10 protein-coding genes and 2 pseudogenes are annotated in these 22,604 nt (G+C 45.9%); 5 read left to right on the forward strand and 7 right to left on the reverse strand.

Translation table 11 applies throughout. The annotated features are described in order from the left end of the window. The first annotated feature begins 21 nt into the window (after positions 1-21). The gene (locus tag GD630_RS01970; protein WP_143869013.1) at positions 22-2,451 is read left to right on the forward strand and encodes an alpha-amylase family glycosyl hydrolase; all 2,430 of its coding nucleotides are present in this window, start codon (positions 22-24) and stop codon (positions 2,449-2,451) included. Between the two features lie 135 nt (positions 2,452-2,586). On the opposite strand, the gene GD630_RS01975 is transcribed toward GD630_RS01970, so the two are convergent. Together GD630_RS01975 and GD630_RS01980 are read right to left on the reverse strand one after the other, a co-directional pair. Further along, a complete protein-coding gene (locus GD630_RS01975; RefSeq protein ID WP_022276521.1) occupies positions 2,587-3,351 on the reverse strand; it encodes a UDP-2,3-diacylglucosamine diphosphatase in 765 nt (254 codons plus the stop codon). A 41-nt stretch (positions 3,352-3,392) separates the two neighbouring features. Next, entirely contained in the window at positions 3,393-3,704 is a 312-nt protein-coding gene (locus tag GD630_RS01980; RefSeq protein ID WP_007755015.1) for a metal-sulfur cluster assembly factor, read from the reverse strand. Between the two features lie 416 nt (positions 3,705-4,120). Here GD630_RS01980 and GD630_RS01985 point away from each other — a divergent pair. Then, positions 4,121-4,468 (forward strand): annotated as a pseudogene (locus tag GD630_RS01985) (Arm DNA-binding domain-containing protein); the annotation flags it as partial. 382 nt (positions 4,469-4,850) lie between these two features. On the opposite strand, the pseudogene GD630_RS01990 reads toward GD630_RS01985, so the two are convergent. The 5 genes and pseudogenes from GD630_RS01990 to GD630_RS02010 form a co-directional block, all read right to left on the reverse strand. Further along, positions 4,851-5,756, reverse strand: a pseudogene (locus tag GD630_RS01990) (IS982 family transposase). A 162-nt stretch (positions 5,757-5,918) separates the two neighbouring features. Continuing rightward, on the reverse strand, positions 5,919-8,183 hold the full coding sequence (locus GD630_RS01995) for a glycoside hydrolase family 3 N-terminal domain-containing protein (RefSeq protein WP_182505686.1): 2,265 nt from the start codon (positions 8,181-8,183) through the stop codon (positions 5,919-5,921). Between the two features lie 10 nt (positions 8,184-8,193). Next, entirely contained in the window at positions 8,194-9,738 is a 1,545-nt protein-coding gene (locus GD630_RS02000; protein ID WP_143867547.1) for a sulfatase family protein, read from the reverse strand. Positions 9,739-10,251: 513 nt separating this feature from the next. Then, positions 10,252-11,250: a family 43 glycosylhydrolase gene (locus tag GD630_RS02005; RefSeq protein ID WP_143867546.1), complete on the reverse strand. Its 999-nt coding sequence runs from the start codon at positions 11,248-11,250 to the stop codon at positions 10,252-10,254. A 21-nt stretch (positions 11,251-11,271) separates the two neighbouring features. Then, positions 11,272-13,683, reverse strand: coding sequence for a polysaccharide lyase family 8 super-sandwich domain-containing protein (locus GD630_RS02010; protein WP_143867543.1), 2,412 nt, complete (start codon positions 13,681-13,683; stop codon positions 11,272-11,274). Between the two features lie 226 nt (positions 13,684-13,909). On the opposite strand from GD630_RS02010, the gene GD630_RS02015 reads away from it, so the two are divergent. The 3 genes from GD630_RS02015 (at position 13,910) to GD630_RS02025 (ending at position 22,596) form a co-directional block, all read left to right on the forward strand. Further along, the gene (locus tag GD630_RS02015) at positions 13,910-17,899 is read left to right on the forward strand and encodes a hybrid sensor histidine kinase/response regulator transcription factor (RefSeq protein ID WP_143867541.1); all 3,990 of its coding nucleotides are present in this window, start codon (positions 13,910-13,912) and stop codon (positions 17,897-17,899) included. A gap of 162 nt (positions 17,900-18,061) precedes the next feature. Then, positions 18,062-19,270 carry a glycoside hydrolase family 88 protein gene (locus tag GD630_RS02020; protein ID WP_143867556.1) on the forward strand — a complete coding sequence of 403 codons (1,209 nt, stop codon included), beginning with the start codon at positions 18,062-18,064 and terminating at the stop codon, positions 19,268-19,270. 167 nt (positions 19,271-19,437) lie between these two features. Beyond that, entirely contained in the window at positions 19,438-22,596 is a 3,159-nt protein-coding gene (locus GD630_RS02025) for a SusC/RagA family TonB-linked outer membrane protein (protein ID WP_143867539.1), read from the forward strand. Positions 22,597-22,604: the final 8 nt, after the last annotated feature.

Here is a 22,604-nt window from a genome sequence, read left to right on the forward strand (position 1 = left end):
CCATCAAAAAAGAAAAGCTTTATGAAGAAATATTTGATATATATATTATTACTGCTATTCACTGCGCCCTATATAAGCTCATGCAGTGACGAGTGGACAGACTCCGACAAACTGAGCCTCCTGACAAAAGCAGAAGAGGAAGAACCTATTGTAGAGGATGACATTGACATAAGCCTGCTGAAATTCGGTTTCAACCTGAATCCCAAAGCCGAAACAAACGAGTTACCCAATGCGGACGAAGCTTTGGATATCTATTTTTATGCAGAAGGTAAAGAGTTGGCAGAAGGAGAAAAAGAATGCCCGTTATTGGGTTATCAAGAAGCGTGCTATCTCCATGCCGGTGTATATTCGGAAGGTACTTGGATGTATGTACCGGCTGCTTGGACAGAAGATACCGAAAAATGTAAAATGTTTCGTGTAAAGGAGAATGTATGGAAAATCACCCTCTCACCTACAATACGCGATTGGTTCGGAAGCGGTTCAACTCCTATTGAACAGTTAGGACTGATTATCCGTACTACCGATGGCAAAAAAGGAATAGAAGAAGATACCTTTGTCGATATTGAGGATGATAAGTACAACAGCTTTACTCCGGGTGAGATAAAGCTAGAGTCAATGCCTTCCGGACTGCAACATGGTATTAATATTATCGACAATCATACAGTAACTTTGGTACTGTATGAGAAAGACAAAGACGGCAACCGTTATTACGATTATGCTTATGTCATGGGAGACTTCAATAATTGGAAACGCAGCAATGATGAAAACTCTCAAATGTATTATGACGAATCAGCGGGATGTTGGTGGACTACTTTAAGCGGTCTTGAGCCAACCAAAGAATACGCATTCCAATATTATCTGGGAAAAAAGAGTTCTGTAGAAGGAGAAAAAGATACAGAACTACGTATAGCCGATCCATATACGGAGAAGATTCTCGATGCAAGCAGCGATTCCTATATTCCGGAATCCACTTATCCTTCGTCCCAACGTATCTATCCAACGAAAGGGGCCGGAGTTGTTTCAACATTCAAGATACAGAAAGATTCCTATTCATGGGCACACGACAATTTCAAAATAGCAGATAAGAACAATCTGATGATTTATGAGTTACTCTTGCGTGACTTCACCGAAACCGGAGATCTACAGGGAGCGATGCAGAAACTCGATTATTTGGAAAGGTTAGGTATTACCGCCATCGAACTAATGCCCGTACAGGAGTTTGAAGGTAATGACAGTTGGGGGTACAATCCAACCTTCTATTTTGCACTTGATAAAGCCTACGGTACTTCTGAGATGTACAAAAGATTTATTGACGAATGCCACAAAAGAGGTATCGCAGTACTTTTTGATGTTGTTTACAACCATGCTACAGGTAGCAACACTTTTGCCCATCTGTATTGGGATTCGAAAAATAACCGAACTGCTGAGAATAACCCATGGTTCAATGTTGAAGCCCGTCATGCTTTCAATGTATTCCACGACTTCAACCACGAAAGTCCATTGGTACGAGACTTTGTAAAACGTAATCTAAAATATCTGATTAACGAATATCATATCGATGGTTTCCGTTTTGACTTGACTAAAGGGTTCACACAAAACGGAAATAAAGATACGGACGTTTCAGGTTACGATGAGTCACGTATCAGCATTCTACGGGATTATTACAACGCTATCCAATCCGTATCTCCAGAAGCAGTAATGATTTGCGAGCACTGGACTGATTGGGCAGAAGAAAACGTATTAGCTTTAGCAGGCATACAGTGTTGGCGTAAAGGAAGTAACACACATGATGAAGGCTACTATCAATCAGGGATGGGGTATTCAGATCGCAGTTCCTTTAGCAATTTGATACAAAGTGGCGGAAACAGTATCCATTTTGGCGGATGGGTAGGTTTCATGGAAAGTCATGATGAAGAACGTGTAGCCTATAAAGCCCAAGTGTATGGAAACGGAAAAATACAAACAGATCTTACTACCCGCATGAACCAGCTTGCCGCCAACGCTGCCTTCTGTTTCACAGTTCCGGGTCCTAAAATGATTTGGCAATTCGGTGAATTAGGTTATGACGAAACACTTGGTGAAAAAGATGAAAAAACAGCAAAGAAGCCGTTACATTGGGAATATTATGATGAACCTGCACGCAAAAGTTTGTATGATGTATATGCTAAACTACTAGATTTACGCAAAACGCACGCGGATTTGTTCGGGCAAAATGCAACATTCTCATGGAAAGTAGAAACTGCTAATTGGACAGGGAACACACCCCGCACCATCAGTTTGAAATACAATGATAAAGAACTCGTAGTCGTAGGAAATTTTGGAGATGATACCACCAACTATTCTCTGGGTTCTAACATCAAGTACAATTACATGACCGGTGACGAAGTATCAGGTAATATAACGGTCGAACCACACAATTTCTTCTTAGGAACAAGTTTCAGACCTGAATAAACAGCTTAAGTAGAATAGATTAAACATAGAATTAACGCAAATTATCGCAGATAAATAAGAATAATTTCCCGAAAGAATAATCTTAATAATCTGCGATAATTTGCGTTAATCTGCGTCTAAACAAAACAAGATCAATTACACCTGTGTCTCTCCTTCGATGTATTCCTCCAGAAAGAGATTCTCTCCATCGAATACCGCATACGAGAAGAAATTAATCCAATCCCCGAGAATCAGCACACGGGAAGTTGCACTCAACATGAGATCCAGTTCAATATGGCGATGCCCATATATAAAGAAGTTGATATTCGGGTGGCTCTTCAGATATTCTTTGGTATACAAAACCAGATGTTCCTGATTCTCCCCCATATAATCCGGTTCCTTTCCGTCAATCCGTTTCAGTCGGCTATGCTTGGCCCATGTCAAACCCAGATCCACACTCCAACGAGGATGAATAGCAGAAAACATTCTTTGCAAAGTCGTACTATGAAACATTCGGCGAAGTAATTTGAACTTCTTATCCGGATCACCCAATCCGTCACCATGAGCCAAATAGAATTCTTTCCCATAGATTTCGGTAGTCAACGGTTCACGGTGCATAATGACACCACACTCTTTTGTGAGATAATCTCCACACCAAATGTCATGATTGCCTATAAAGTAGTGAACTTCCACACCCATGTCCGTAAGTTCGGAGATCTTTCCTAGAAAACGAGTATATCCCTTAGGAACTACCAAACGGAATTCATACCAGAAATCGAACATATCTCCCAGCAAATAAACGGCAGAAGCCTTATGTTTTATACTGTCGAGAAAGTTCACCAGGCGTCTCTCTTGTGTGCGACCATGTTCAATGGCGCGGGACCCCAAATGCGCATCGGAAAGGAAATAAACGTTCTTCATAGGCTTTGAGTTGTTAGTTATAGTCAGCTTGTCACTCATCACTAGAGAAAGCCTAGTTCGAGTTTCGCTTCCTCACTCATCATATCTTTGTCCCACTCCGGTTCAAACACCAGATTTATGATAGCCGAAGTCACTCCCTCCACCGATTCCACTTTCTGACGAATATCTTCCATGATAAAATCAGCAGCCGGACAATTAGGGGCGGTCAGTGTCATATCAAGTACTACTTCTCCATTATCGGAGACATCTATCTTATAAATCAGTCCAAGATCGTATACGTTTACCGGGATTTCCGGGTCGTACACCGTTTTTAGCATAGCTACAATCTTTTCTTCTATTTCAATCTTTTCCATAGGTTCTTTCCGTTAATAATAATGCAAATATAAAAAAACTCGCTCACATACGGATGGATTTCGCAGGAATAATGCAAACTATGGAATTAAAGGGAGATATGCAGGCTTTACCTATATTCGTCCATTATGGGGTTTTGACCCGTTTCGGAGGAGTTAGGAAAATAAATTGCTACTTATCCGTTGCCGATTCAAGGTCGAAAGCAGTACGGAAAAAGGTCTTTGTACTACTCCTGACATCACTGTAAAGAACGCTGTTTCACTCATATTTTGCGAATACAAAGTTAATATTTTTTCGCAAAAAGGAGAAAATACAGGTTCTGAATGTCATGCATAGGGCTTTTTTCCATGTTCCGCTATATTCGTCATGCCATTCATTTGCTCGATATCCGGTAATTTTGCTAACAAAGTAAAAAATTATAAATCAAGCAAATGTCAAGGTGTCGTTCTACCTCAAAAAGAGCGAGGCGGATGCCAATGGAATGTGTCCTGTAATGGCAAGGCTGAACATCGGCAAGTATTCTGAAGCGGCTTTTAGCGTGAAGTTCCGTGTGCCGCAGTTGATGTGGAACTCGGGACGTGCTTCGGGCAAAAGCGTGAAGGCAAAGGATATCAACAACCGGCTGGATGAAATCCGTGCGATGGCGTTGGGTGTCTATGCGGAACAGTCGGCTGTCCGTGACGGTGTGACTACCGGGGATGTCAAAAGTCTGCTGGGTATGGCGGGTGAACAGACAACGCTATTGAGCTACTTCCGCACGTTTATTGTTCGGATGTAGTTCAGGTAAAAGCAAACTGCAAGTATCATCTTTGCATGTTTGAGCTTTATCATAATATACGTTTCCGATACACAACAACAAATATATCTTCTTGGGAATATCATCATAAGCCGCAAGTCCCAATTGTCCTTTTGAAGTTCTTTTTGAAAAAGCAGGAGTAAACACATTTTATTTTTTTCATTGTCAATAAATTGTAACTGCTTAATTTATTGATGTCCAGTAAAACCAACAAGTCTTATTTGACCTTTTATTTTCCTCTGACGGCCGACATATTCCCTGAAATAGGAGTTATCAAAGAATAAAACCACTCAGAGTGGGAGGTTAAACACGTTTATCGGACACTAATAATATAACGTGAGTTCGATATAATTCAAAACAAATTTAGTTGCCTGTCATTGATAACACTCACATCAATGGCAGGCTTCTTCTCAAAGAAGCAATAAGCGGCAATGGCTGATAGTGCATTGGCGATGAAGTTGTTGAAGGACCGGTGCCTTGAGTGTTCTATTTGCGCGATATTCTTCAATTCATCGTTGACCGTTTCAATCAAGGCTCTCTTCCTCAGCAGAATCTTATCGGCTATGCTCATCAGCGAGTTCTTCATATTGTTCTTTACCTTGGCGACAAGCTGTATGCCATTAAGAAAGAGGTTCTCAAACAAGGCCTGTCCGATATACCCTTTGTCGGCACATAGCTTTCCTTTTATATTTTCCAAAAATTTTCCTTGTTTCAGGGGCTCGCGGTCATCCACATTGCCCGGAGTAAACATGAAGTTCAGTATCTCCCCTTTGTCGTTGATTATCAGATGAAGCTTAAATCCGAAGAACCATCCCATGGAACATTTTCCACGTTCGGCAAGTCCCTCAAAGGTCTTGTGAATCAGTATCCGCTGGTTGCGGCAGACACGCAAGGGAGTGGAGTCGACAAAACTGATGCCCGTACAGGTGCCCAGCAAAACCTTCTTAATAAAAATGGTCAGTGGAAGCAACACTTCCTTTTACAGTTCCACAAAGCGGTTGTAGGATACACGTTTGGGAAACAGGTGTGTCAGGTGTTTGCAGACATACTCCTTATAATAATGCTTGAAGCATCTGAAACCGCCCGAATGAAACAGGATAAGAATAACCATAATTTCAGCATCGCTCATCCGGTTAGGCTTGTTACGGTGCTGATGTTTCTTGTCTTCAACCATATATTTTTCTTGTTGCAATGCAAATTCTTTGCTAAAATCATCTGCCATACAATAAATCTCTGTAACTTTGGACTCTGGGAACATAGTGATAATCGTTTAAATGTTATAATTTAGCACTATAAATTTAATACTTTTATCGCTATGTTCCTAATTTTCAGAGAAATATTTATTTGCTTATATCGAACCCACGTTAATATAATAATTTATTGATATGAATCATAAAATTAGTTATCGATTTTAATCTTGTCACTGTACCCAAAAGCGTTGAGTCGCTCCCCGCATACAGTCCGATCCCACTAACAATTCAAATTCTCCCGTTTCCACCTCCGGTTGCAGGCGTTCGTTTAGGAAAGAGAGTGCCGAGTAGGGCAACGTGAACGAAACGGTTTTCGTCTGTCCGGCAGGAACATGCACCCGTTGGAACGCTTTGAGTTGCTTTTCCGATTGGGTAATCCGACAATATAAATCAGTCAGGTAGACCTGAACAGTTTCATCGCCATCCATGTTCCCCGTATTGGTGACATCTATGGAGAAATGAATATCCTCATCTTTCGCCAGTTTGTCATTCTCCATGCGCAGGTTCTTATATTCGTATGTGGTGTACGACAAGCCGTAACCGAACGGATACAACGGGAAGTAGCGGCTCGCAGGCATGGCGTTCTGTCCATACTCTACGATGTTGCCCTCGCGGCCGTAAGGACGGTGCAGCAGACACATAGGCAAATCTCCTGTATGGCGCGGATAAGAAACCGTCAGTTTTCCCGAAGGATTGACCTTCCCGCTCAGGATTTCCGCCAAGGCATTGCCGCCTTCCTCGCCGGCAAAGAACATCATGACAATGGCATCAGCCTTATCCATCCAACGAGTCATTGTCACCGGACGTCCTTCCACCAACACCACTATCAGCGGTTTGCCTGTCTTACCGATTTCAAGAATCAGTTCCTCTTGCATTCCCATCAGATCTAAATTGTTGCGGTCTCTCGTCTCTCCGCCGGTAGTCCAGTTGGCACCGCCCATCACCATGACGCAGGCATCGGCCTCCTGTACGCACTTCACCGCTTCCGCAAAGCCGGACGTATCATTGCCGGTTAGGTCGCAACCTTTAGCGTATGAAATCTCCATTTGCTTTCCAAAGACATTTCTAATTCCTTCGAGCGGACTGACACCTTTTACACCCTTGGCTGAATAACCGCCCAACTGTACCACATTGGCATTAGGACCTACTACCGCCAACTTACGCACACCGTTCAGCGGAAGCCGTTTTTTTTCGTTTTTCAGCAATACGATGCTTTGCCGTGCGGCTTCGCGTGCCAAGTTGCGGAATTGCGGAGCGTCACACAACTTCTCCGCCAACTTCTCATCCACATAGGGATGTTCGAATAGTCCCATTTGAAATTTCACACGCAGGATATGACAGACGTTTGTATCTATTTCCTCTTCCGTTATCTTCCCTTGTCTCACCATCTCGGCTAACTTCGCATACGATTTGATACGAGGCAGCTCCACGTCCATGCCTGCTTTTGCACACAAAGCAGCAACCTCCAATTGCGTCGGGGCTATCTTCAAATGACCATGAGCGTGGCTTACCGCACTCCAGTCCGACACCACAAAGCCATCAAATCCCCATTCGTTTCGCAACACGTCTGTCAGTAGCCAGCGATTGGCGGAGCACGGCACACCATCAACCGAATTATAGGCAGCCATCAACGACTTCACGCCCGCTTCCTCCACGGCAGCCCGGAAAGGCTTCATGTGTATCTCGCGCAATTCACGCTCGCTCATTCCCGCATTGCCCGAGTCGCGTCCACCGTCTGTCACGAAGTTGGCAAGGAAATGCTTGGGACTGCAAACCACACCGTTCTTCTGCACCCCCTTTATAAATTCCACACCCATGCGTGAAGCCAAGAAAGGGTCTTCACCATAACACTCTTCCATACGCCCGTGACGCGGGTCGCGTGCCAGGTCTAATGTAGGCGACAACACCTGATTAATACCACGGCTATAGGTTTCCCGACCAATCGCATCGGCTATTTGTGCCATTAGGTCCACATTCCAGGTGCAGGACAGCGCTATCGACTGCGGATAAGAAGTGGCGCCTGTAGCACGGCAGCCATGTATAGCCTCCGCATCAATCATGACGGGTATTCCCAAGCGGGTCTCTTCCACTGCAATCTTTTGTATTTGGTTTCCTGTGATGACCGCTTTGGGGGCAGGCATATCTGTAGTGGGGCAACTCAAGTAACCCACTCCATGTTTTCCGAATTTCCGGCGGATATCCTCCATAGAATATTCTCCGCTTGTCTCGAATATCTCGTCGCCCTCTCCCAAACGCAGCGCTGACATTTGGTAGACTTTCTCTTCCAATGTCATTCGCTTGATTAAATCCTCCACCCGCTCATCCACCGATAATTGGGAATTCTGATAAGGTAATGGTTTCTTGCCTGTTGGATGGGCAAGTAAACTTCCCGATGTGATGAATAGCGATGCCGCTAATAAATGTCTAAATTTCATGGTGATCATATTATTTATAACTGATTAAGTCTTTAAGAATTTTCTCCTTATACCACGGGTCGTCAATAGCCTTCAACTGGCGTCCCAACTCCTTGCCGAGTTCTTTCACAATCTTCTCGTTGCCTTTTAGTGGCAGGCAATTGAGCTGATAGGGGTCTTTCTCATCATCAAAAAAGAACATTTTGTTGATTTTATTTTCCTTTGTAATGGTAAAGGCCAAGGTGTATTTGGCAGTCTTTATCCCTCGTGCCACAACAGAATATCCTAAATTCTCACCCTTTTGGTTTTTCTTTCCAAATCCGTTTTTCATATACAACGCTCCTGTCGGGCGTTTTATCAACGAGTTAGCATCGAAAAACAGTTCTGCGTAGTTCTTACCCTGCACATCCGACGGAACGAATTTCTCCACTCCTGCTAGTCCGGAGAGAGTAGGCATGATGTCGGGAGTGGAAAGCAGCAAGGGGTCTACCCGGTGGGCTATCTTTCCGGGGTAGCGCACGATGAACGGGATATTCATCGCCTCGGCATACGGCATGTTTTTCGCCTCGCTGGGCAGTTCGTGGCTGCACATGAGCTCACCGTGGTCGGAGGCAAACACAACGATAGTGTTCTCTTCCAATCCCAACTCTTTCAAGGCATCCAGAATCATGCCAAAGGCGCGGTCCACTCCTGTCACATTGGCAAAATAGTAGGGTGTGGATTTCACTTTGGGCAGATGCTTGTTTGTCACATTCGGACGTATAAGGGCATCCATCGGTATATCCTTATACAAATTATAGTCCTCTTCCATGCAGTCCTTGAATGAATTGTACGGACTATGGGGCGGATTCATGCCCACCATGATGAGGAATGGTTTTTTCGGGTCGCGCACGTTGTTCGTGTTCTTCATATACTCGATGGTCTTTTTCGCTTCATACACCGGCGAGTATTCGTGTGGTTCATGCTTGTGCCCTTCGTTGTCCCAATAGTGCGGGTTCTTGTGCTCATCGAAAGTCCCGTAAGAGTACCAGTAGTTGAAACCGTGCCGACGTTCTTTAGGGGTATAGGCGTCCCATACCGGCATCTTTGCATTGACATAGTGTCCCGGATTGTTGGGGTCGTTGGGTGTGGGTGTATCCAGATGATACTTGCCGATATAGGCACAATCGTAACCTGCCTGGCTGAACACATCGCCTATGGTGATAGCCTCAGGGTTCAGACTGCTGTTGGGAGAGCCGGTGTTGCAATTGACGGGCACTCCGTTCTTTTCTGCCGAATACATGCCTGTCATCAACATGGCGCGGTGCGGGCTGCTTACCGGATTATTGCTTTGCGCGGAAGTCAGCACCAACGATTCTCTTGCAAATTTGTCTAAGTTGGGAGTAATGGTAGGATCTCCTTCTGCCTTTCTATACTTTTTAAAATCATCTTGCTTCCAGAATCCGCATGCATCGTTGCGGAATTGGTCGGGAAATACATAGATTACATTGGGGTGCGTTTGCTGTTGTTGGGATTGTGCATAAGCTCCTGTGGCAACTAATGACAATCCACCTAAAAACAGATTCAGATGTTTCATATTTGATGAGGTTATAATGAATTATGGGTTTATAATGAATTATAAAAACAAATGTAGCCGTAAAAAGCAAATACGACCCGACATTCTGTACAAAAAAGGGGATAAGAATGTACGCAACGAGATTATTGGCAATATGTACAAAACAATACCATCTGTTGTACTCAAAAGTACGTTAATCATTAAATGCTTATGCCTGCTCTTGCTTTTCACCGATTAATTTTGTATCTTTATAGTTTTTTTGTCTCTTCATACACAGATAGTCACCTTATGCGGTGACAAATGTCATTTTATAAGGTGACATTTATCCCGTTGTAAGGTGACAATGGTCACCTTGCAACGGGATAACTACCCGAGTGCATAAACTATTATAGTTTACTGCACTCAAAATTCTTATTCGCTGCATTGAAAATTCTTATATATAGAACTTCTGGCGGACGAATATGAAAACCTGTGCTGCAAGCCATTCTCTGTGTTCACCGTGTCTTCTGTGGTGAATGATGCTCTCCTTATCAGTTATTCGACTACTGTGACGGGCTGAATCGTGCCGTCTTCATTGTAGTGTAGAGGTGCTGCGCATACCGAACGTCGCCATTGGATAAACTCTCTATCCGGAGAATCGGCGGGGATATTCTCCAAGGCAAGTTGGGAAGTGTGGTAGAACAGGTACCACTGTCCTTTGTATTTCACAATGGAGTGGTGGTTCGTGCCGCTGCTCACAGGTTCCAGGATGATGCCTTTATATTCATAAGGTCCCATGATGTTGTCTGCCATGGCATAACCAATCTGGGGTGCTTTCCCTTCGATGTGAGGTCCGGTGGAGTAGGAAAGATAATATTTTCCTTTGTATTTGTGCATCCAGATGGCTTCAAAGAAGTAGGGGAGTTGCTTTTCGTTGTCCAAGATGACCGGCTCTCCCTCATACGAAATCATGTCTTCGTTCAGGCGGATGATGTTCAGAGCGTTTTGTCCGACGAACAGATACGGTGTGCCGTCGTCGTCGATGAATGCTGCGGGGTCGATATAGTCGCGCGGAGCAACGACTCCCAGGCTTGTGCGGCTGATGAGCGGCTTGCCGAGTGCATCCTCAAAAGGGCCTACAGGGGTGTTTCCCACTGCCACTCCGATGTGGTCTTGGTCGGTTGGGAAGTAGAGATAATATTTGCCGTTTTTCTCCACGCAGTCCGGTGCCCAGCAATACCGTTTCGCCCAGGTGGTCTGCTTCAGTGGCTCGAACACCAAGCCTTCGTCCTTAAACGTCTTCATGTCGGTGGTGGAGTAGACGTAATAGTCTTCCATGTCCCACCATTGCGCCTCGTCGCGGTCGTGGCTCGGGTAGATGTACAACGTGTCGTTGAACACCCGTGCCGAAGGGTCGGCGCTGTAGCGGCAGGTGATGATGGGGTTGACAATGCTGTCTGTTGCAGCCTCTTCTTGTTGTTTCACTTTTGATGAAGGTTGGCAGGCAGCGACGAGTAATGCCGCTGCCACCATGCTTTTTCCTAATTTGTACATTTTGAGTTTTTTAGTAGTTAATTATAGCCATACTGTAGCAGGTGCTCCTGTCCGTTCGCCTTGCGGCATGGGGCATTTCAGGCTCTTGCCGTTCAATGTCACACGGATTTCCTTGCACTCCTTGTCCATGCAGGCGTCAGTCACGGTAATTTGCGTCTTTTCTCCTTGCTTTTCCACCAATACCGTGCAAGGGGCGGAAACCGACAGCGTGATACGTGATGCTTTCAGCGTCTCGCCGGTGGTGTAGAACACAGCCTCTATCACCTTCTTGTCAGCACTTTCCACAGCCTGCACCAGGGTGTCGTTGCGCAACACCTTGAAGGGATAGCCCTCTTTCGGCTCGCCTTTGCCTGCATATACCACGTAGCCGTAGCTGTCGTTCACCGGCTTTTGTCCGTGGTCTATCCAGATGCGGAAGATGTCTGCCGTCTGTGGCAGGTCCTTCTTGTTGCGGTTCGATACGTTCATCTTGACCCAGTCGGCTTTCTTCTGTTCGCACACGTCGTGCATTCTATTCTGATATTCGGGCAACACAGAGTAGGCGAATTTCCCTTGCTGCACAATCCATTTCGTGCCTTTCACCTTGTGGGTGTACACCTCGCCGGTGTGTGCCGTCTGGTCGATAGTGGTGCGGATGGTTCCCGGCTGGTTGGGGTCGAGATTGGTGATGCCTGCTCCGAGTGCCACCATGTAGTCGCCCAGCATGAAGTAGGACTTGTATGCCTTCACCCCATAGAGCACTGCGTTCATCCCTTCGCTGTCTCCCTTGTCGTTTACGCCCTCTCTTTCCGAACCGTTCATCTTCTCGAAGATGTAGCCGGCCACGGCATTCTCTCCACCCGCTGTCGCTGCGGCGGCGAAGTTGTGCTTGCTGGTATATCCGCGCCAGTTGGTCACGGGCGTCAGCCGTTCCATTCCCTCGCGGGCGGTGCATCCCGGCATGGCGGTCACGTCGAAACCGCCCAACACAGACTTATATTCGTTACCCGTCTTTTCAAAGAAGGTAGTTCCGTCGGTGGTGTAGAAGTTGTAGGCATCGGCAAAGGTGTGTGCGCTCTCTATGCCGTCGCAACGCACGGATGCCATGTTCACCATGATATAATAGTCGTCGTTCTTCTTCACCAAGTCGTCGTTGTTGAAGAAATAGTGCGTTCCGTTGTAAGCGTCGTAGGCTTCCATTCGTATATTTTTGTTCTCCACCTCTTTTTGCAGCAGTTCCAGTTCTTTCACCTCCTCATCGGTGAAGGACTCTCTCCAGGTGGACAGCAGCATGCTCAGCAGTCCGCGGTAAGGGATGGTGTGCGATTCGGGGGCGTATGCCATCGAGTTGCGGTCTAAGCAGGGGGTGGTGTATCCTTTATAATAGTAGAAGTTTCCTCCACGGAAATAGTTCATCAGTGCTTCCACGTTTCCACGGGTCAACTTTGTCTTCCATGGAGAGTCTTTCAGCATCCCCAGCATCTCCAGTGCTCCAGACGTGCCATGGATGGGATATCCCCAGATGAGGCACTGCACTCCGTGTCCCCAGCCGGCACCGTCGGCGGTGAAGCCTTCGTTCCAGAACGAGGTGTGGTAGGTGGCTTGCGAAGTGGTTGCGATGCTTCGTTGGCACACTTCCGCCAGCAGGTCGAGCATCGGGATGGAGCGGTAGATGAAAGCTGCCTGATATACGGCACGGTAGCCGTGCGTTCCCAATCCGTTGCCGCCTACCCACCACACGTGGTTGCGGAAACGCTCCACCTGCACCACGTTGAGGTCGGTATCATCGTTGCGCACAGGTTGTGTCCACGATTGCAGGGTGATGATTTTTAGCATGTCAGCTGCCGCCACCAAGTCTTTGTCTTCCGCTCCCCCCGCTTCAGCGATGTCCATCTGCTGCAAGAGGCAGAAGTAGATGCCCGAAGCCGATTTGGGAAGTGCGAAACAGGAAGCGTGGAAACGCGCCCAGTTGTTGGGACGGGAGATCTCGAGGTTGCCATAGTGTACGATGGATTTCAGCAACGCTTTCCATGTACGACTGTCTTTTTCTTGCGAAAGCTTGTTTTCCTTAAATGCGTTTGCCAGGAACCAAAGACGCTGGTAGGCTTCTGTGATGACGCCTCCGCTGTTTGCCTGGTTTCCGTCCTTGCCCGGACCGATTTGGCTGTCGTCCAAGTCGGAGAATTTACCGTCGGGTTGCAACAATTGGAGCAGCTTGTTCAGCTCCTGCTTGTCCATATTGCCTTTTCTGTTGAAATAAAGATTCTCTTGTTGCAGTTTCAACCGGAACTCTTTGATGAATTTTTCTTTCTCCGGTGAGCTTACTTTTCTTGCTTCTCCGTAATAGTGGTGATAGTTGTCTATTGACCACTGTGCCTCTTTGTTCTGTGCTCTCGATACAGTGCATATACAGCAAAGAGAAAACACCCAAAAATAAATGCAACGATGTTTCATGATATACTTTTTAAAGAAATTATAGTTGTTTATCACCGCAAAGATATAACGGACGAGAGAGACAAATAGGGCTGTTATGTACACAACTACCGCCCGAATGTGTCAGTTTTGTACATAAATGTATGGGAGGGTATGAAAATGAAAAATAAATATCTATTTTTGTCGCGTTGTTTAGCAATGACTGACACCGATTTGTGGCTGTTAACTTTAAAATTAAATCTTATTTATGAGAATATATCTATGTGTACTCATGTTGTGTGCGATTTGTTTCGCTGGTAAAGCCCAGGGCATCTCTTTCAGGCATTTGACTGTCGACCATGGACTTTCTAACAATTCCGTCACATCCATCTATCAGGATAAGGAGGGAATAATATGGTTGGGGACGAACAATGGGCTGAACTTGTATGATGGCAATCGGGTTCGGACATACTATCAGCAAATAGACAATCCGAACAGCTTGTCCGGCAACGTGGCAAATCAAATAGTGGGCGATGCCGATTCCGATACCGTGTATGTCAGAACCCAAAATGGCGTTTCTGCCGTGCATATAGCGACAGAGACGTTTACAACCCTATCGACATATAGGTTTTCTTTTCTCTTTTTTAACAAAAAACTGTACGCAGCTTGGGGTAATGAACTTTTGGAATACGACGGACAGCGGTTTCACTCTCTCTACCGGCTTATCGATAAAGCAAGCATCGGCTGTTTTTATGTGGACAATGATTCCATTTTAATGGGAACAGACTTCGGCTTGTATCTGCTTACCGGACGGAAAACGTTAAAAAAACTGATACCCGATACATCTATTTCCGATATTTTCAAAGATAGCCGGGGCGACTATTGGTGTTGCAGCAGTCGTGGTGGTAAAGGACTTTATCGCATCAGTAAGGGGGAGATCGTGAATTACCGCAACACACCGAATAATGCTGTGCTGACTTCCAATTTCACCCATCATTGCGTTGAGGACAAGCAGGGCGATATCTGGATTGGCACATTCGAAGGAATCACGCAATACCGCCGGAGCGATAACTGCTTTATACAATATAAAAAGAAAGAGACTGCCAACAGCCTCACCCACTCTTCCGTTTGGGGACTGTGTTGCGACAGACAGGGGAACATTTGGGCGGGGACCTATTATGGAGGTGTCAACTATTTTCATCCGCAGAAACAGATATATAGGGAATATCTGCCCTCTTTGATAGAAAAAGACGGACTTAGCTCCGGCATCATCAGCAGAATGGTGAAAGACGTGAACGGCAATCTGTGGATAGGGACCGAAGGCGGAGGACTGAACAAATATGACCCCAAGCGGCAGAACTTTAAGCGATATATGGCAGACGGCACGGGAAAATCAATCTCTCACAACAATGTGAAGGCTGTCTACTATGATGAAAAGGAAGAGGTACTGTGGATAGGGACGCACATGGGTGGACTGAACAAGTTAGATTTAAAGACGGAAAAGTTTACCCATTACCGCCATCACCAGTCGGACCCGAACTCTCTTCCTTCCGATATTATTCAGGATATTCTTCCGTATAAGGACGAGTTGGTGCTGGCCACTTACAATGGCATTGTGCTTTTCAATCCTGCTGATGCTCGATGTACCCGTCTTTTGCAAGATGAGAAGGAGCATAGTTTTTGCCAGTATGCTATCAATTTATGGATAGACCGGCGGGGAACATTGTGGATTGTCAATCTGAACAATGGAGTGTGTTCCTATCAGTCTGCAACCGGCCAATTTAAACAGTACAAGCGTAATCACGTACTGCCGAATAGCATTAGCAGTAATAACATAAATGCCGTATATGAGGACAGCGAGGGTAAGTTGTGGTTCTGTACAAGCGACAACGGCATCGATAGCTATCATCCAGAGACGAACAGTTTTGAGAATTTCAATCAAAAGCAGAACGGGCTGATAAGCAATCGAGTGTACAATGTGTGTGAGATTCCTCAAAACCGTCTGTTGCTCACTACGGATAAAGGTATTTCGGTGTTTGACTGTCGGGCACATACGTGTGTAAACTACGACAACTTGCCGCAAGTTTCTCTTAAGGAGAATGCGCTCTATCAGTCGGCTGACGGTGAAGTCTTTGTCGGAGGACTAAACGGTCTCTTTGCATTCGATGTCGAGAGCATACGGCATTTGGCGCGTGACTATACCTTGATGCCCAGCAGTTTCATGGTGAATGGTGAAGAACTCCCCGACAGCGTTTTTTCTTGTCGGTTGCCGATGGTAGACCAACTGGTTCTGCATCCGGGACAGAATATGTTTAGTATTGGATATGCGCTTTCCGACTATCTGCCTTTCAATAGCGACCGCTTGTTCTATTATCTGGAAGGCTTTTCTACGGAATGGACAGAGATGAACGAACAGCATTTGGTCTCTTATACCAACTTAAGCCCTGGCAAATATGTCCTGAAAGCTAAAGCTGTCAGGCGGAATGGAGAGCTGGTGTCGGAGAGCAAGATAGACATTCGGGTGCTTCCGCCTTTCTACCGGACAACATGGGCTTATCTACTTTATTGGCTGTTGGGACTTACGCTTTTGTATAGCATTGTGAAAAGCTATAAGCGGCGCATCAAGCTACAAGCGGCGCTCAAGTATGAAGAGAAGTATGTCGAGGACCTTCAGGAGATGAATCAGGCGAAACTGCGTTTCTTTACGAACATCTCCCATGAGTTCCGCACTCCGTTGACGTTGATTATCGGGCAGGTAGAGATGCTGTTACGCCTCCATTCCTTTGCGACACCGATACACAGCCGTCTGTCGGGAATCTACAGGAACTGTATTCAGATGCGTGAGCTTATTAGTGAATTGCTCGATTTCCGTAAGCAAGAGCAAGGCTACATGACTATTAAGGTGGGCAGATACAACATGGTTGATTTCCTGCACGAGATTTATTCGTCGTTTCAGGAGTATGCTGAGCAGCAGTATATCCGCCTCAGGTTCGAGAAGTCGGACGATGACATCCAAGTCTGGTATGACGCCCGGCAGATGCGGAAGGTGATGAACAATCTGATTTCAAACGCTTTCAAGTACACTCCGAAGGAGGGTACCATTTCTATCTCCATACGCAACCGCATCGAGGAGGTGGTGATAGAGGTGACTGATACTGGAAGAGGAATTTCCGCCGAAGATATAAGGAAGATATTCGAACGTTTTTATCAGACGAAACAGGGACTCTCCACAGGGACGGGGATAGGGCTTTCTTTTGCCAAAGGAATCATCGAACTGCATCACGGTAGCATCGAAGTGCTGAGTAAGGTGGACGAGGGAACAACTTTCTCCATTCATCTGAAGAAGGGCAACAGTCACTTTACGGAAGAAGAGCTTCAGGCAGGTGAAGAAAGAGTGATGGAACCGGCTGTAGGGGAAAAGCAATGTCCCATTCTGTCGGATTCGGCTTTTACGGAAGAGGCGAAAGAATCGGTTGCGCAACCGGAGCAGAAGTACAAATTACTGATTGTGGAGGACAATGAAGCATTGAGGAAAATGCTGACAGAGATTTTCAAGACATTCTATCAGATAGAGACGGCTTCCGACGGAAAAGAGGGATTGGACAAAGTACGTACCGTTCAGCCGGATCTAATTCTCAGCGATGTGCTGATGCCTGAGATGTCGGGTATAGAGCTATGTCAGGTAGTGAAGAAAGATATGGAGCTTTGTCATATACCTATTATATTATTGACAGCACGCACGGCGCCGGAACATACCATCGAGGGATTGAAAACAGGAGCAGACGATTACGTCACAAAACCGTTTAATATCGACATTCTTTTGTCGCGTTGTAACAACTTGATAAATAACCGCCTCTTGTTGCAGGAGAAATTCACGCACCAGCCGCAGGCATCACCGCAGATTCTGGCAACAAACGACATGGACAAAATTTTTGTCGACAGCGTGATGAAGGTGATCGAAGAACACATGGACGATGTAGAATTTAGTGTTGATGTATTAGCGTGCGAGTTGGGGATGGCGCGCACCAAGCTGTTCTCCAAGATGAAGGCCATCACCGGACAGACACCTTTGGAGTTTATCCTGACTATCCGCCTGAAACGTGCTGCCGTGATGTTGCTGAACAACAAGGAATATAGTATCTCGGAGATTGCCGACCGGCTTGGCTTTGGATCTCCCCGCCATTTTACCCGATGCTTTAAAGAGAAATACACCATTACGCCTCAGGAATATCGTCGGCAGAAGAGAGGGGATAAGTAAATATCAACGTACTGTTTTGTATGCGTTAAGGTACTATTTCGTACATCTGCCGATTGAATGCGTTTTTGTATAATAGGTCGGATTATTTGTATATAACATACGGTTCTGTTTGTCATATCCATCCTACATTTGTGTAGTTTTAAAATAGGATATGATATGAATATGTGTTTCAACAAAAAAACAATCGTTAGTTTCATCCTTTCCAGATTAGTGTTGTCCGGACTGTCGGGGTGTGCCGGCTCTTCTAATGAACAGGAAGAACTGGTAGCTGATAATGTGGTCAACGCAGCTTCGCAATATGCGTTGATGGCAAAAGCAGCGGATGAGAATGGAGGCAAGCTTCCCGGCTACACCAACGCCAAGGGAGAAGTGGTGTATATCAATCCCGCCGACTGGCGGAGCGGCTTCTTTCCCGGTTCTTTGTGGTATCTGTATAAATTGAGCAACGATGAAAAGTGGAAGTCTCTTGCTGAAAAGTACACAGAAAAGTTGGAGGAAATCCAATACCTCACCAATCATCATGATGTAGGTTTCATGATAGGTTGCAGCTACCTCAACGGATTGCGTTTTGCGGGAATCAAGGAATATGCACCTGTCATTGTTCAGACAGCCAAGTCGCTTAGTACCCGTTTCCGCCCGAATGCCGGGGTCATTCAGTCGTGGGATGTGACCGGCGGATGGCAAAGCAAGCGCGGCTGGGAGTGTCCGGTCATCATCGACAATATGATGAACTTGGAGCTGCTTTTCGAGGCCACTGCGCTTTCGGGCGATTCTACCTATTATAATATAGCGGTGAGTCATGCCGACCGGACGTTGGAGAACCACTTCCGCAACGACAACAGTTGCTATCATGTGGTGGACTATGATTTGGAAAGCGGAACAGTACGCAGCAGACAAACCGCTCAGGGCTATGCCGACGAATCGGCTTGGGCACGCGGGCAGGCTTGGGCTATTTATGGATATACGATGTGTTACCGTTACACCCATAATCCCGAATACTTGAAACAAGCTTGTAACGTCTACGAGTTTATCTTCACACATAAGAATCTTCCGCAGGACTTGATTCCGTATTGGGATTTCGATGCACTCAACATTCCTAACGAACCTCGAGATGTATCGTCGGCAGCCGTTATCGCTTCTGCCCTGTATGAATTGTACACCTACGCACCTGAACAGAAATACAGGGAGACAGCCGACTGGATTGTACAGACATTAAGTACCCCTGCTTATCGTGCCGAAATAGGAACAAACGGCAACTTTATCCTGATGCATTCGGTGGGAAGCATACCGCACAATGCCGAGGTAAATGTGCCGCTCAATTATGCCGACTATTATTTTCTGGAAGCCTTGGCACGTAAAAGTGAAAAATAACGCAGTCTGTACAAAACGAACATTTCGTTTGTATAATATGTCGTTCCTGTTGTGTTTGTTCAATCTATTTGTATCAGTTTTCAATGGAGAGTTCTTTTTAGGGTATCAAGATTGTTTTCAATTTTTTATTAATCACACTGTTCTTATGTGTACAAATCTAATTAATTATGAACAAGACTGAAAGGCTAAGCAAGTACAGGTCGAGAAAGACAAGTGTACTGCTATTGATGCTGTTTTCTGCTGTTTTTTCTTATGGGCAGCAGATGTCTGTTACGGGTAAAGTAATGGATTCGACCAACGAGCCGGTCATTGGAGCAACCATTCAAGTGAAGGGTGCTTCAACCGGAACCGTGACGGATGTGGATGGAAACTTTAGAATTACGGTGGCTGACGCCGCTAAGGTTCATTTGGTGGTTTCGTACATCGGATATGAAACCCAGGAGGTGTCTTTGCAAGGCAGGAAGAGTGTTAAGATTGTCTTGAAAGAGACGTTTAACGAGTTGGAAGAAGTGACGGTGGTTGCCTATGGCGTGCAGAAGAAAGAGACGCTGACCGGTGCCATCTCCTCGGTGAAGACAGACGCTTTGTTGCAGTCGCCCAACTCCAGTGTAGCCAACTCGCTGGCCGGTAAGATTACTGGTCTGTCATCAGTGCAGAGCAGTGGACAGCCAGGAGCCGAAGACCCGAAAATCTTTGTGCGCGGTGTGGGTTCGTTGACCGAAGATGGCGGTACTCCGCTAATCTTGGTGGACGGTGTGGAGCGCAGCTTTTTCCAGATGGACCCAAATGAAATTGAAAACATCACTGTGCTGAAGGATGCATCCGCCACTGCCGTGTTCGGTGTGCGCGGTGCCAACGGTGTTGTATTGGTCACCACCCGCCGCGGTGAAGAAGGTAAGACCAAAATCTCCGTAACATCTTCTGTAGGTATCCAGACACCTACCCGCACCTTGGAGACAGCGGACAGCTATACCTACGCCATGATGTTCAACCAACAGGAACGGAACGATGGTCGTCAAGAGGTGTTCGATGAGTATGCGCTTGAACGTTTTCGCTTGGGCGACTCGCCTATCATGTATCCCAATGTGAAATGGCGCGACTATATGACAAACAGAGTGGCGGTGCAGACCCAGCACAACCTGAATATGTCAGGCGGAACCAAGAAGGTACGCTATTTCGTTTCTTTGGGCTATATGTTCCAAGACGGTTTGTTCAAAGACTTCGGGCAAGACAATATGGGCTACAAATACAGCCGTTACAACTATCGTGCCAACTTGGATATGGATATCACCAAGACCACTATCCTGAAAATAGGTATCGGTGGTGTGGTAGGCGACAAGAACGAGCCTTCCAATAGTGAGGTTTGGAAAACAATCAACTGGTCGCAGCCGTTCAGCAGCCCAGGATTTGTGGACGGACATCATGTAATCAGCCAAGGCAATAGATACAGGGATATAAAGATGGGGGAACCATTGAGCAAATATATGGAGGGATATAAAAAAAATGTGAAGAACACGATGAACCTCGACTTGCACCTTGTCCAGAAATTGGATTTCCTGACCAAAGGACTTTCTGCCGAGGTGAAGGCCGCTTACAACACAGACTACTCGTTCATTAAAATCAGAAAGAAAAATCATGAGGTCTACATACCCTATTTCCAGTCGGAATTGGAGAATCCCGGTATGCCGGTCGATGACCCCGATTTTAGCAACAACATTATCTATCTGATAGAAGGTACAAATAGCAAATATAGCTATGAGGAGAAAATAGAGCGTGCACGCGACTGGTATATGGAGGCAAGCTTGCGCTATAACCGCAAGTTCGGCAACCACAATGTGACCGGATTATTACTCTACAACCAAAGCAAGAAATACTATCCCAAGCAATTCGGATTTATCCCTACAGCCTATGTTGGCTTGGTGGGACGCGTCACATATGACTACAAGTCACGCTATATGGCAGAGTTTAACATCGGTTACAACGGTTCCGAAAACTTCTCTCCGGACAAGCGTTTTGGCACCTTCCCGGCGCTGTCGTTGGGTTACATTATCTCGGAAGAGAAATTCATGAAGAACCAGCATGTGTTCGACTTCCTGAAATTGCGTGCCTCCATCGGTTTGGTAGGTAACGATAACATGAACAACAGCCGTTTCCTCTACTTGCCGGACAGCTACAGTGTGGATAAGTTGGGCGATCCGATGAGCGACTGGAAAGGTTACAAATGGGGCTATAGTTTCGGTAAGGATATTTCAATTCCATTGAAGGGTGCCGTAGAGAACCGTTTGGGTAATCCAGATGTGACCTGGGAGACTTCGTTGAAACAGAACTATGGTGTGGATATGCACTTCTTGAAAAGCCGCTTGAAATTGAGCGTCAACGTATTCCGAGAAGACCGTAAGGACATTCTGATTGCACGTAAAACCATTCCGGGAATGACCTCGTTGACCAAGGACTTGCTGCCAGTGGTGAACATGGGTAAAGTGAAAAACAAGGGATATGAAATCGAAGTGAATTGGAACGACCGTGTGGACGAACATTTCGACTATTATATCAATGGAAACATGTCTTACGCCAAGAATGAGATCATCTTTCAGGATGAGGTAGAGCCGAACGAACCTTACCTGTGGCGCACAGGTAAGCAGGTGGGAGCTATATTCGGTTATGTAGCAGACGGTTTCTATTCGGCGGACGACTTTATCGACCCCGACAAAGGTACGTTGAAGGAAGGTCTTGCTAAACCGCAGGCCGTTGTCCATCCGGGTGACGTGAAATATGTGGACTTGAACAAGGATGGACAAATCAATGATGATGACCAGCAGAATATCGGTTACCCCACCCGCCCGAACTATGTATTCGGTCTAAACATGGGCGCCAGCTACAAAGGCTTCTTTTTCTCTATGAACTGGATGGGAGCGGCAGAACGCTCGTTGGTGTTGTCCGAAGAGTTCTGCAAACCGTTCAACACTGAGGGACGTGGATTGATGATGTATCAGGTAGATGGCTGTTGGACCAAAGAGACTGCTGCCACCGCCAAACTTCCGCGTTTGTCTGTGAACAGTGCGACACACAACTATAAACAATCTACTATGACTGTGAAGAATGGTAACTATTTGAAACTGAAGAACCTAACGTTCGGTTATAACTTCACGGGCTATCCCGCATTGAAGAAACTCGGTATCCAGCAGCTTGGCTTGAAGTTTACGGCCTACAACCTGTTGACCTTCGACAAGTTTGACATTATGGACCCTGAATCGAACCCCAACCAGTATCATGACACCTATCCGGTAGTGAAGATTTATAACCTTGGTGTAAACTTAACTTTCTAACCTAAAGA

Source organism: Bacteroides zhangwenhongii, assembly GCF_009193325.2.
Taxonomy (GTDB): Bacteria; Bacteroidota; Bacteroidia; order Bacteroidales; family Bacteroidaceae; genus Bacteroides; species Bacteroides zhangwenhongii.

Bases quoted from the DNA above. Each gene is read 5' to 3' on its own strand.
- GD630_RS01970 (WP_143869013.1), top strand. From the start codon at position 22: ATGAAGAAATATTTGATATATATATTATTACTGCTATTCACTGCGCCC.
- GD630_RS01975 (WP_022276521.1), bottom strand. From the start codon at position 3,351: ATGAAGAACGTTTATTTCCTTTCCGATGCGCATTTGGGGTCCCGCGCC.
- GD630_RS01980 (WP_007755015.1), bottom strand. From the start codon at position 3,704: ATGGAAAAGATTGAAATAGAAGAAAAGATTGTAGCTATGCTAAAAACG.
- GD630_RS01995 (WP_182505686.1), bottom strand. From the start codon at position 8,183: ATGAAATTTAGACATTTATTAGCGGCATCGCTATTCATCACATCGGGA.
- GD630_RS02000 (WP_143867547.1), bottom strand. From the start codon at position 9,738: ATGAAACATCTGAATCTGTTTTTAGGTGGATTGTCATTAGTTGCCACA.
- GD630_RS02005 (WP_143867546.1), bottom strand. From the start codon at position 11,250: ATGTACAAATTAGGAAAAAGCATGGTGGCAGCGGCATTACTCGTCGCT.
- GD630_RS02010 (WP_143867543.1), bottom strand. From the start codon at position 13,683: ATGAAACATCGTTGCATTTATTTTTGGGTGTTTTCTCTTTGCTGTATA.
- GD630_RS02015 (WP_143867541.1), top strand. From the start codon at position 13,910: ATGAGAATATATCTATGTGTACTCATGTTGTGTGCGATTTGTTTCGCT.
- GD630_RS02020 (WP_143867556.1), top strand. From the start codon at position 18,062: ATGTGTTTCAACAAAAAAACAATCGTTAGTTTCATCCTTTCCAGATTA.
- GD630_RS02025 (WP_143867539.1), top strand. From the start codon at position 19,438: ATGAACAAGACTGAAAGGCTAAGCAAGTACAGGTCGAGAAAGACAAGT.